This window comes from Mycobacterium sp., assembly GCF_052145595.1.
Lineage (GTDB): Bacteria > Actinomycetota > Actinomycetes > Mycobacteriales > Mycobacteriaceae > Mycobacterium.
In genome coordinates, this window is record NZ_JBKQOI010000211.1 from 1 (window position 1) to 11055 (window position 11055).

The 11055-nt window shown below is 63.0% G+C and carries 16 protein-coding genes and 1 pseudogene; 5 read left to right on the top strand and 12 right to left on the bottom strand.

Going from position 1 to position 11055, the window contains the following annotated elements; translation table 11 throughout:
• Window positions 1–366 precede the first annotated feature (366 nt).
• The 3 genes from ACLP4W_RS19160 to ACLP4W_RS19170 all read right to left on the bottom strand — a co-directional run bounded on the left by ACLP4W_RS19160 (window position 367) and on the right by ACLP4W_RS19170 (window position 1667).
• On the bottom strand, window positions 367–699 hold the full coding sequence (locus tag ACLP4W_RS19160) for a type II toxin-antitoxin system PemK/MazF family toxin (protein WP_442388606.1): 333 nt from the start codon (window positions 697–699) through the stop codon (window positions 367–369).
• Complete coding sequence (locus ACLP4W_RS19165; RefSeq protein WP_442388608.1) at window positions 696–902, bottom strand: antitoxin MazE-like protein; 207 nt, start codon at window positions 900–902, stop codon at window positions 696–698. Before ACLP4W_RS19165 ends, ACLP4W_RS19160 begins: the two co-directional genes overlap by 4 nt.
• Window positions 903–1346: 444 nt before the next feature.
• Window positions 1347–1667 (bottom strand): hypothetical protein, encoded by a 321-nt coding sequence (locus ACLP4W_RS19170; protein WP_442388610.1) that lies wholly within the window; start codon window positions 1665–1667, stop codon window positions 1347–1349.
• 394 nt (window positions 1668–2061) lie between these two features.
• On the opposite strand from ACLP4W_RS19170, the gene ACLP4W_RS19175 reads away from it, so the two are divergent.
• Window positions 2062–2667 carry a Crp/Fnr family transcriptional regulator gene (locus ACLP4W_RS19175; protein ID WP_442388612.1) on the top strand — a complete coding sequence of 202 codons (606 nt, stop codon included), beginning with the start codon at window positions 2062–2064 and terminating at the stop codon, window positions 2665–2667.
• Window positions 2668–2911: 244 nt separating this feature from the next.
• On the top strand, window positions 2912–4117 hold the full coding sequence (locus ACLP4W_RS19180) for an FAD-dependent oxidoreductase (protein ID WP_442388614.1): 1206 nt from the start codon (window positions 2912–2914) through the stop codon (window positions 4115–4117).
• Window positions 4118–4186: 69 nt separating this feature from the next.
• Here the strand turns inward: ACLP4W_RS19180 and ACLP4W_RS19185 are convergent, their stop codons facing one another.
• From ACLP4W_RS19185 to ACLP4W_RS19195, 3 genes are all read right to left on the bottom strand, one after another.
• The gene (locus ACLP4W_RS19185) at window positions 4187–4585 is read right to left on the bottom strand and encodes a DoxX family protein (protein WP_442388616.1); all 399 of its coding nucleotides are present in this window, start codon (window positions 4583–4585) and stop codon (window positions 4187–4189) included.
• 142 nt (window positions 4586–4727) lie between these two features.
• Window positions 4728–5168 carry a limonene-1,2-epoxide hydrolase family protein gene (locus ACLP4W_RS19190; RefSeq protein WP_442388617.1) on the bottom strand — a complete coding sequence of 147 codons (441 nt, stop codon included), beginning with the start codon at window positions 5166–5168 and terminating at the stop codon, window positions 4728–4730.
• Between the two features lie 468 nt (window positions 5169–5636).
• Window positions 5637–5990 (bottom strand): hypothetical protein, encoded by a 354-nt coding sequence (locus ACLP4W_RS19195; RefSeq protein WP_442388632.1) that lies wholly within the window; start codon window positions 5988–5990, stop codon window positions 5637–5639.
• A gap of 179 nt (window positions 5991–6169) precedes the next feature.
• Between ACLP4W_RS19195 and ACLP4W_RS19200 the strand changes: the two genes are divergently transcribed.
• Together ACLP4W_RS19200 and ACLP4W_RS19205 are read left to right on the top strand one after the other, a co-directional pair.
• The gene (locus ACLP4W_RS19200) at window positions 6170–6859 is read left to right on the top strand and encodes a DUF899 domain-containing protein (RefSeq protein WP_442388619.1); all 690 of its coding nucleotides are present in this window, start codon (window positions 6170–6172) and stop codon (window positions 6857–6859) included.
• Window positions 6856–7332, top strand: coding sequence for an SRPBCC family protein (locus ACLP4W_RS19205; protein ID WP_442388621.1), 477 nt, complete (start codon window positions 6856–6858; stop codon window positions 7330–7332). Before ACLP4W_RS19200 ends, ACLP4W_RS19205 begins: the two co-directional genes overlap by 4 nt.
• A 74-nt stretch (window positions 7333–7406) precedes the next feature.
• Here the strand turns inward: ACLP4W_RS19205 and ACLP4W_RS19210 are convergent, their stop codons facing one another.
• The 6 genes and pseudogenes from ACLP4W_RS19210 to ACLP4W_RS19235 form a co-directional block, all read right to left on the bottom strand.
• Window positions 7407–7805 carry a type II toxin-antitoxin system VapC family toxin gene (locus ACLP4W_RS19210; RefSeq protein ID WP_442388623.1) on the bottom strand — a complete coding sequence of 133 codons (399 nt, stop codon included), beginning with the start codon at window positions 7803–7805 and terminating at the stop codon, window positions 7407–7409.
• A gap of 20 nt (window positions 7806–7825) precedes the next feature.
• Window positions 7826–8062 carry a type II toxin-antitoxin system Phd/YefM family antitoxin gene (locus tag ACLP4W_RS19215; RefSeq protein WP_442388624.1) on the bottom strand — a complete coding sequence of 79 codons (237 nt, stop codon included), beginning with the start codon at window positions 8060–8062 and terminating at the stop codon, window positions 7826–7828.
• 70 nt (window positions 8063–8132) lie between these two features.
• Window positions 8133–8396, bottom strand: a pseudogene (locus ACLP4W_RS19220) (ATPase); the annotation flags it as partial.
• A gap of 147 nt (window positions 8397–8543) precedes the next feature.
• A complete protein-coding gene (locus tag ACLP4W_RS19225; protein ID WP_442388626.1) occupies window positions 8544–9197 on the bottom strand; it encodes an AAA family ATPase in 654 nt (217 codons plus the stop codon).
• A gap of 24 nt (window positions 9198–9221) precedes the next feature.
• Complete coding sequence (locus tag ACLP4W_RS19230; RefSeq protein ID WP_442388634.1) at window positions 9222–9578, bottom strand: type II toxin-antitoxin system prevent-host-death family antitoxin; 357 nt, start codon at window positions 9576–9578, stop codon at window positions 9222–9224.
• Window positions 9579–9651: 73 nt separating this feature from the next.
• Complete coding sequence (locus ACLP4W_RS19235) at window positions 9652–10296, bottom strand: TetR/AcrR family transcriptional regulator (protein ID WP_442388628.1); 645 nt, start codon at window positions 10294–10296, stop codon at window positions 9652–9654.
• A 107-nt stretch (window positions 10297–10403) separates the two neighbouring features.
• Between ACLP4W_RS19235 and ACLP4W_RS19240 the strand changes: the two genes are divergently transcribed.
• Window positions 10404–11055: SDR family NAD(P)-dependent oxidoreductase (locus tag ACLP4W_RS19240; RefSeq protein ID WP_442388630.1), on the top strand; the 652-nt coding region annotated here is incomplete at its 3' end.

Here is an 11055-nt window from a genome sequence, read left to right on the forward strand (position 1 = left end):
ACAGGCGATATCGGCCCTCGCATCGCGGGTAAGCTGCAGTACCTTTGCTCAACTGAAACCGTCATGAAATTTTAGCCTCGATCCACCCTGAACCATGTATCGGCCCGGCCGAACGCGAACTTGCGGACGGGGAAAGCCAGAACGCCAGCCTCATCGGGGGCGCGGAGTCGTTCAGCCGCCAGCAAACGAGCGGTCTCGCGCACCACCCCTAGGGCGCGGCCGGCCGGTATCGCGACATCGACCGCACTCCCCCGTCAGCGCCGCTCACGGTTCCACGGCGACCGCATGAGCAGGAATACGGCGGAATCGAATACGGCGGGTTACCAGTAAACTACTCCGTTTTGCGTTGCCACCCAACGGCTTTCATTAACGAGCAAGTCCGAGGAACGCCATCATCGCCCGCTCGAACTCTACGAGTTGCTTCGCCGTCAGTCGGCCTACTCGGGCATGGAGATTCGACCTTCTGACGGTCGTGAGTTTGTCGATCATCACATCACTATCGTGATCGAGTCCCGAAAGCCGCCCGTCTCCGCCGCTGATGCGGATTCGCATCAGCGGAGCGTCTAATAGTGTGCTGGTCATCGGCGCTACAGTCACCGAGCTCGTGGCATCGAAGAGGTCGTCCTGAACGATCACCGCCGGACGCGGCTTCGCCGCGTAAACACCCCCGGCCACGGTCCAAATCTCCCCTCGATTCACTCCTCGTCCCACCGGGTCGAGATGGCCTCGATGAAGTCCTGGTCGTCGTTGTTCTCGTCTGCTTCTGCAACCAGCGAGGCCTGCCTGTGCGCCTCGACCGCGAAAGTCGCGGTCCGCACGTCAGGTACCCAGACCTGCAGTGGTCGGAGGCCACGCTCTCGCATCCGCCGCCGGTACTCGCTGACCCTCTCTCTCACCGCCATAGCACAATGTTACATGTAACGCCGGATGTCGGACAGTCAGAGCGTCAGCAAACACGTAGATGACGCAAATCTCCGGGATCAACGCGCATCTGTGCGGCCCCAGCCGGCAGCCAGTCATCACCAACTTGGCCTTCTCGCGGATCGCTGGGGTCAGGATCGCTAGATGGAATACGGCGGGATCGAATATGGATAGTTACCAGTAAAGGTCCTCCGTTTTCCTTATCACGCTGTGCTGCAACATATTTCAGCTTCGAACGGCGCGCCGCTAATGCATGTCAAAATTCAGATGCCGTCGACAGTTCGGGCGACCGTTTGGGCGGTCCGACGCCGGCCTGAATTCGGATGCACCGCGAGGACGGCGCCATGACTATCCAAGTTGCGACGTCGCACCAGCTGGCGGAAGTTCTCACAAATCCCGTGCCCATGACCTGGTCCAACTATCCATCAGTCACGCCATCTCCCGACCAGAACGTTACTGCTCCAATTCGGCGACGGTGACCAGCCGTTATCCCAGTGAGCAGCCACCAGCTCCCACACCCACGAACCATTGTTAGCGCTGACACGGAGATGCCGGCCATCACACTTCACATCTACACCGACGAGGGCCCAACCACGGGCAATGTCATCCCAGCCGCGATTTCCATCCACAAGGATCAGTGGTGCCACATCGTGGACGACGCCGGGCGTCCTACTGCTGCCAAAAACTGCTGCCACCTCGCCGAATTCGCAGGTGACCTTCCCGTCGTAATGCAGTTCGATGCTCATTGCGAGGTCACGCCCTCCGCTTCCCGCGCCCACTTGACAATGTTGTACACCGTCGCCCCGGGCAACGCCACGCTCCGGCGAAGGTCTCCCGTCGACTCACCGGGAGTTACCTGTGGGCCACCCGGTCCACCCCCGACCGCACACGGTGATCGGCGATGAACCGCTGGGTGGGGCTACCAGTAGGCTGCTGCGTTTCATCAGGTGAATCAATTGCCCATTCCCTAGCCCACCCGCGCCAGTAGCGTCTCGTCGCCGTGGGCACCGGGTAACTATGGCGGACACGATATGAAGCTCGGTCGTTGATGGCGGTGCTAATGCGAAAAGCGAACGGATTTGGCGAAACCCGCGTTAGGCTGCTCGATGTCACGGACACAACGCGCATCGGGAGTCTGCTATGAAGTCAAACGCGCAGGGACTTGGGAAAGACGCTGGTCGGCTACGCGAATTCGCCGCATTCGATAAGTTCTCGGATGATGAGCTGGAGCGTGTCGTCCGAGCAGCACATCACATTTCGCAGTCCGTGCCATGGCCGCTGATTCGTGAGCAGACTCCATCGGACGACTGCTACATCCTGCTCAGCGGGGAGGTAGGGGTGTACGTCGGCCGGGACCGCATCGCCGTGTTGGGGCCAGGCGACATGATCGGCGAGTCTGCGCTGCGCCGTGGGAAATTGCGTTCTGCGACCGTAACGACCCTCGGGCCGGCCGAGGTGCTGCGTATCGAGCGCGATGATCTCGCCCGCTTGCTCGACGAGATACCCGCATTGCGTGAGACGATCGACGCGACTGCCGCGCGACACGTGCCTGTCACCCAGCCGCCGAAGCCAAAACCGGCGCGCTCCAAGGTGAACGTCTCGGTTCCGACGGAGTTGGTCGAGCGGTTCGAGCAGGCCGCCGACATCGCGAGTGTGGGCGTCGCGGTCGCGCTCGAGGACGCACTCACCCAGTGGATCGAACGGAACAGCACATTCGAGCAGCCAGGAACCGACTCGCGGCCGTAGTCCGCGGGCTTCGGAATCGTTCTGTTGGCTACCGCGGATGATCACTTGCGCGAGGCTTTTTGGTCAGCCAAATTGGAGCACTGCTAGTGCCTGCGCCAGTTCGGGAAGCCGGCTGTCGTCGCAGGCATCGAGGACCTGGACTTGTCGCCCAATGTCAGGGTTAACGAGCCGCGTCGTTCTTGGTTGGCGTCCGGCGCAACAGCAACGACCTAGACCTACAAACGTCCGTGAGTAGGGTCGGCCTATGACCGCTCTGCGAACCCAGGTCTGTGTAGCCGGTGGCGGTCCCGCCGGACTTGTTCACGCTCTCCTACTAGCCCGCGCCGGTGTCCAGGTTGTGGTTTTGGAGAAACACAATGACTTCTTGCGTGACTTCCGCGGCGACACCGTGCATCCAACCACCCTGCGGATCATGGACGAATTGGGGTTCATCGACGAGTTCTTGCGTCTACCCCACACCAAGATCACGCGGGTTGCATTTGACACCGACGGGTCACTTCGCACTTTCGGCAACTTCAGTGTGCTCAAACGGCTGGGTTTCAAGCAGCCCTATATCGCGTTGATGCCGCAGTGGGACTTCCTCGACTTCCTCGCCGAAAAGGGCAGTGCTTACCCGGAATTCACCTTGGTCCGCAATGCCGAGGTCACCGAGTTGATCTTCGATGGCGGTCGGGTCGCCGGGGTACGCACGCCGGAACTTGATGTGCATGCCGAGCTGGTGGTGGGCGCCGACGGACGCACATCGGCCGTACGGGCTGCAGCCGGTCTGAAGACCGCTACCGCGCACTCCCCTATGGATGTCTTGTGGTTCCGCCTGAAATGGCGCCCCGGTGATCCTCAAGAGCTCTTCGCAGTCATTCGCAAGGGCCTGCTCATGGCCATGATCTACCGGGGCGATTACTGGCAGGTCGCCCATCTCATGCCTAAGGGAACCGACCCACGCGACGGCTCACTGGAGGCGTTCAAAGAGCGCCTGGTCTTAGCGCGACCGCAGCTGCGGGAACACGTCGACGACCTGCATTCCTGGGAAGACACCAGCCACCTCGACGTGCGGGTGGACCGGCTCGAAACTTGGTGGCGCACAGGTCTGCTGTGCATCGGCGACGCCGCGCATGCCATGTCACCGGCGGGAGGGGTCGGCATCAACCTCGCTGTCGCCGATGCGGTGGCGGCAGCGAACATTCTGTACGCTCCACTTCGCGAAAATCGAGTGACCAATACAGATCTCGCCAAGGTTCAGCGCCGCCGCGAGCTGCCCACCCGAATCATCCAGGCCGCTCAGGTTTTAATCCAGAACCAGGTGATCGAACCCTATTTGACCGGCGACCTGTCCCCGATCCCCATCCCAAAAATCATCGGTCGGGGCCCGTTGCAGTTCATCCCGCCGATCGTCGTCGGACGCGGCTTCCGCCCAGAGCATGTACGCACGCCAGACGTACACGCCGGCTAAGAGTCGACCTTTTCCGTTGGCCCTGTATTGGGTCCGCCCACGGATAAACCAAGCCATGCCTCGTCGGTCCTAGTAACTAGGCCTGCCCCAGAGCGCTATCGCCGCCAAGGCCAGCAGCGCGAAGTTCAATACGATCATTCCCGATTCACGCCGACGCGCGTGGACCACTGCTGCACCGAGCATGACAATAATCAAGCCCGCTGTACCAGCTGTTAGCACCAACCGGTACGGAACATCCAGCACCGCGGGCAGGATGATTGCCAGACCGCCCATCATCTCTGTGAATCCCACGAATCTCACTGTGCCCGAGCTGAAGTCTTCGACCCAACCCGCTCCCCACAGCACTAGGTGTTTTTTGGATAGGACCAACTTCGTGGCGCCGGCGGCGGCGAAGGCCAGGCCCATCCCGATGCTGACAACCCATAAAGCCACATTCACTTTCACGTTTGTGGCGGTCGTGCCGTTCATCCTCAGACAAGGTGACTCGCAGGGATCGATTTCGACCACCCGATCACGTCGGCGCGCAGCGGGATCGTGCGCTGTTCGATATCACGTTCGAGTCCACCTATCTCGCAGTCGTACAAGAGCTTTAGGCCTTCGGCTCGATCGCTTAATCAACGAGCGGGTCGAACATGTGCGCCGGGTCTATGCCAAGTTGGCGAGCAACGTGGCTGGTGTCCCAATACTCACGCCAGTGAGCGATCGCGCCGTCGCGGACCTCGAAAATGGCTGTGACGAAGAACTCAACCGTGACGCCATTCATTGCATTCACGTCAACTCGTTCAACGACCACGGTGTCGCCGCTCGACACGATTGTGCGAATTTTGCTCCCCTCGATCATGCCTGTTGAGAGGCTGTTGTGTTTCTCGAGCTCGGCGCGCGCCGCGTCCCGTCCGACGACCACCGGCGAGAGAGGCACATGGAGCTGCCATACAAAGTCGTCCGCCATTAACGCGGTCATCGCGTCGATGTCTATGTGCTGGCCGTAAGCGGCATGTATGAAGTCGAGCACCGTCTGTTCGATTTCATTCTCGGCGACGCCCTCTTGCATGTTCGTTTCCTTCGCTCGTCATGTGTCTGCACGAAAGCCGGCTGCTGGCTTCAGGGCTAAATAAATTGGTTGATTTAATCCTCGGTGTCGACAATATCCGGCACGTCTGGGTCCGGTAAAGACCTGCCGTGACGTCGCGGGGGCGAGGTGAGCCGGAACGGCGGGTCCGGCGGCAAGGCCGGGGGTGGCGCGGTCCCCTATCTGGGACGGATGTACGCGACGCGCTCTGGCTGGCGTCGCTCGATTACTTGCCTTTCATCACGTTGGCGCGCCCACCAGGCCCGCAAGGTTTGAACATCGATCGGCGTAGTCGGCTCGTCAAAGGGCGATGGTGCGGTGTACATGGTGCCTTCGTTCCCTGGTGGATTGTAGACGATTATGTTCACTATTTGCTGTGAGCATAGTATGCATCCCGTAGGAACGCTAGCGTCTACTAAAATGTTTCCTTTCGGAGGCCACATGTCCGCACTAGCCGGTTGGCGGTACCAGTGGCGGACGGCATCCGTTGGCGGCCGGATCCCACCACCAGCCGTTGTCGCATGCCAGCGGTCGCGGCCCGACACCGAGCGGGCGGCATACATTAGCCGTCGGGTCCCACCACTGGCCCGGGTCGCATGCCAAGGGTTGTGGCCCGACGCCCAGCGGCCGGCACGCGTCGCCGGTCGGGTCCCACCACTGTCCGGCGTCGCATTGCAGAGGTAGTGGCGCCCCAGGGGGTCGACATACGTTGGCCTTCGGGTCCCACCAATCGCCGTTTGCGCATTGGGCCGAGCTCACCGCGGGCGTCGCGATCGTCACGGCTGTCATCGCCGCTAGCGCCATCATGACGACGGGAACAGGCTGGCGAACGAACGTCCTCACTGCGGGCCTCCCCCGTGTGGCTTATGCATCATCGAACCGAGCCCGGGCATAGAGGTCAAGATCAGGCTTGCCCACCGATGAATCCCGGCCGCGCCACCGGTCATACCTTTACGAACGAATCGATCGCAAAGGTGGATCTCATGACCAGTGCCCTACCCCCAATCGTCGACCACGCGACGTGGCGCGCCGCGCTCGACGAACTGCGCAAGCGCGAGAAGGCCGCCACCCGCGAACTGGACGCGATCGCCGCCCAGCGGCGCCGTCTGCCGATGGTCGAGTTGCCCGACTACACCCTGATCGGCGCAGACGGGCCTATCCGCCTGGTCGATGTGTTTGACGGCCGCTCGCAGCTCATCGTCTACCACCACATGTGGTCGGACGGCGCGGAATGGCAGTGCGGCGGGTGCACGGGCTTCACGTCCCAGTTCACCCGACTCGAGTTCCTCGACAACTACGACGCCCGGTTCGTCATCGTCACCAATGGGCCAATCGAAGAGGCACTCGCCTACAAACGGAAGGTCGGCAACCGGATGGAGTGGTACTCGTCCTCGGAGAGCCCGTTCGGCGCCGACATGGACGCACCGCCGGGCGGGGGTTTCGCGGTCAACGTGTTCCTGCGCGACGGTGACACCGTCTATCGCACCTTGCACACGAACGGCCGGGGCACCGAGCAGCTCAGCCACTCGTTCGGGCTGATCGACCTGTTGCCGTGGGGCCGCCAGGAGGAATGGCTCGATTCGCCTGAAGGTTGGCCCTCGCGCCCTACATACTCGGGTTGGCTCGGCTCCCCCGATATCGCCCGCGCCTACGGACACAAGGACAACTCATGACCGCCACCGCCGAACGCTACGTCGTCACCCGCACCATCGCTGCCACCCCGGCCGAGATCTTCGCTGTCCTCGTTGACCCGTCCCGCCACCAGAACACCGAACCCACCGACTGGGTCCGCGACGCGGTGGACACCGCACCGATCACCGGCATCGGACAGATTTTCGCGATGAACATGTTCCTCGAACAGGCCGGCCGCCACTACGTCACGTACAACCTTGTCGACGTGTTCGAGAAGGACCATGCCATCGGGTGGATGCCGGGAGCGCTCGACGACGCGGGCAATCACTCCCCCGGCGGTTGGTCCTGGCGCTACGACCTCGCTCCGAACGGCGACCGCACCGATGTCACCCTCACCTATGACTGGAGCGGCACGCCGCAGGATTTCCGGGACCGGGTCGGCGGGATGCCCAGGTTCTCTGAGGACTACCTCGCCGCGTCGCTGGCAACGCTAGAGCGATCGGTCGCGGGCTGACCAATCTGCACCCCAATGGGTTTCACGCCTGCGCTCGCCGCAAGGCCAATGCCAGGGCCGACGGGACCGCTCTCCTAAAGAGTGCCCGGGTGAGCGATCGGGCGCAGTTCCAGCCGCGGGATCCGTTGAAAATCGTCCGGGTTGCACGTGTAAAGCGCGACACCGTGAGCGATTGCACTCGCTGCGATCAATGCGTCGTACGCGCGTGCCGCCGGCTTTCGCCCCGATGTGCGGAGTGCTGCGGCAACCCCACCGAATGCTCGTGCGCAGTCGGCGTCGAACGGAAGAACCTCAAAGTCTGCCTCGGCCTGCTGTAGATGTTGTTGGCGTGCCTGCCGCTCATCATCGCTCTGGGCTACGTGCGGGCCAACGGATAACTCTGCCAGGGTGATCGCACTGATTACCGATTCGTCAGGAAGGGACGTCGGGTCAGGGATCTCGCCGAGAAGGATCACTGTGGAGGTGTCCAGCATTCCTCGCGTTGGTAGCTCGGTCACAGGGATGGATCAATCACCTTGTCGACATCGCGGCGAAACGTGTCGGGATTTACTCTCGGGAGATGCTTGCGTCGGCGAACAAGCTCGGCAGGGCCGACGCTGGGATGGGGTAGTGGACGCAGTTCGGCTACCGGGGTGCCGTCGCGGGTGACGATGATGCGTTCGCCGCGCTCCACGCGCCGCAGCACTTCTCCCCCCCTGTTGCGTAACTCGCGTACAGTCACGGATCCCATGACCGCAAGTGTATCACCGGTGAGACCAGTTCACGTTTGGATGGAGTCGCTTGCGTGAGGCGCCTACCCCTCAGTTCGGCCAGCGTGACCGTAGGACGTCCGGTGTGTGAGCCGGCCAGTTCGGGCGGCCGACGACTTCGCCGCCGCTGAGTTGGGCGATGATGCGCGGCCCGCGCAGGCGGCTGTTGTCGTAGACGGTGGCGACGTCGGACAAGGCGATGGCGTCGGCGACCAGAGCCCACAAGCGGCGGTGCCGCTGGCGGATCTTGGTTTCCGGGACGTCGTGCCCGCCGGCCTGCGCCCGGTGTCGGACACGCTCGACCGCAAGGTCCTCATGTCAAGCAAAGGAGCGAGTTCTCAGCGTCAAGCTGCGATCGGCAAACGCACCAACTGAAAATGTCTCCCCGGTGTGTAGACCCTCCCCCGATCGATGAATGATCCACGCGCACAAGCAAGCACGAACGGGTCCGAAAATGCAGGTTCACCGGCCCTGTCTGAGCTGCAACGCGGCCGCGACGACGGGCTTGGCCCAATCCGGTGTGTTGGCCAAATCGGGTGGCCCGACGATGCGGCCGTGGCGCATGTGCAGCACCAACAGTGGCAGCGGTGCCTGTCCGGCCGCGGGGTCGGCGGTCGCGGAGTTGTCATACACGCGTAGCTCGGTGAGCGCGGGTAGTAATTGCACCAGATTCAGCAGGCTGTGGCGGTAGCGACGGCGGATGTCGGCTTCGGGAATGTCGTGCCCGCCGGCGCGGACCCGTTGTCGTACCCGCTCGATGTGGGCGTCAGCGCTGGCCAGCCCGACGTAGAAGACGCGGACCTCGATGCGACGCGAGGCGGCCTCGGCCAGCAGTCGCGGCATCGTGTTGCCGCCGAGTGTGGTCTCGAAGGTGAAATCGAGACGTTGATCAATCGCCTGTTCCAGCAGCTTTCGGCCCTGCTGCCATGCCGCCGCGTTAGCCTCGGGCTGGCCCAGCCCGGGGTTGGCCGCCATGAGAGCGCGTGCGGCCTCGTCGGGGTTGTAGTACTCGCCGCCCGCAGCGCGGATCGCCGCGCCGCCGATGCTGCTCTTGCCGGCACCGTTGACACCTGCCAACACGTACAGCCGCGCCGGCGCCGTTGTTTTGCGAGCCATGGGCCGTGCTAGATCAGCGCCGGATCACCGCCGCCGCGCGGTGCGCGCGGCCTTGACCGCAGCGGCGCCGAGTTCCTCCGGTGTGGCGTCGAATGCCGCAGCGACTCCGGCTTTGGCTTTCGGTGTCTGCATGGTGGCCAACAGCTCGTCGAAGCGCTCACTGAGGTCGTTGAGTGCCGGTGTCGCTGATTCGGTCAGGGCCTGGAATTCGGCATACGACAGCAACACCGCCCTGGGGGTGTTGTGCTTGGTGATCACCACTGCCCCGTCGAGTGTGGCCTGCTCGAAGACCGTGCCGAACTCGTTTTTGAGGCGGCTGGCGGTCACCGCGGGCACATCGACCAGCTTGCCGTCGCGGTTGCGGAACATGACGGTGGACATGGCGCTCTCCTCGTTCGTTGTCTGCACGCCCACCATTCTAGCCATTTTGTCTATTTTGTGTGAATTGGACATTTTATCCAGAACCGGTGCGGGCGGGGTGTTGGTCCTCGCCCACGCTGCGTAGTCCCGCCATGGCGATGTCGATGGCCTGATGGACCGCGGCCTGAACCCGTTCGGTGGTGTCGCCGCGTTGCAGGCAAATGAGCGCGGCGGCAAGCGCTGCACCCATGACTGAGCCAATGACCGCGCCGGCCGCCGGGGCGTCGAGAAGGTCCGGGTAGGCGTCGTGCAGCGCTTCGGCGAGGCGGGTTTCGGCTAGGAAGTACCGGTGCAGGGTGGCCGCCTGGACCGAGGGCACGGAGATGACCATGGGCAGCCGCACCGACGCCAACCCACCGTCAAGTTCGTCCCTAACCGCACTGGCCGACATGTGGTCCATGGCTTTCAGCAGCACGTCAGACACGTGCTCAGCGGGCTTGCGCTCCTTGATGATCGCGACCGCGTCGTCGATGCGGGCTGACAGATGCGGGAAGAGCACTTCGTCCTTGCTCGCGAAGTGATTGAAAAAGGTCTTTGTCGACACCTCCGCGCTCGCGGCGATCTCGGCGACGGTGGTCTGCTCGTAGCCCTTCTCCTCGAACAGGCGCATCGCGGCGCCGATCAGCGCCTGGCGGGTGCGCTGGCGCTTGCGTTCGCGCAAACCCATGTCGTCGGCCATGGCGGGAGCGTCCTCCTGACGAAATCTACATTGAGTATATCAGTATATCCGATATATGCTTATATTGAGTGTAACGATGGCAGGTCACCCCAGATGGGAACTTTGTGATGGGCAGTTTGGAGGGCCGAGTCGCACTGGTCACCGGGGCGGGTCGGGGAATCGGGCGAGCCGAGGCGGTGTTCTTCGCCGCCGAAGGCGCCCGCGTGGTGGTCAACGACCGCGGCGTCGAGCGCGACGGCACCGGCGCCGATGCCGGCGTCGCCCAAACCGTGGTCCACGAGATTACGGCGGCCGGGGGCAGTGCGATCCCCAACAGCGACGACGTGACGGACTGGCAGGGCGCGCGCCGCATGATCGATGCGGCGGTCGACGCCTTCGGGGACCTGCACGTGCTGATCAACAACGCGGGTATCGACAACCACGCGGCGCTGGAGAACATCACCGAAGACCAATTCGACTCGGTCATCGCGGTCAACCTCAAGGGAACCTTCGCGGTCAGCCGGTGGGCGGCCCATTACTGGCGTGCCCAGGTCGACCAGCACGGTGCGGGCGTGGACCGCGTGATCATCAACACGGCTTCCGAGTCCGGGCTGACCCAGCCATTGCCGCTGCAGTCCAACTACGCCGCCTCCAAGGCCGGCGTCGCGGCGATGACCATCGTGCATGCGCTGGAGCTGAGCCGCCTGGGGGTGCGAGTCAATTGCCTTGTGCCCAGCATGATCCGCAGCCGCACCAGCCTCGAATTTGTCCCGGGCTTTT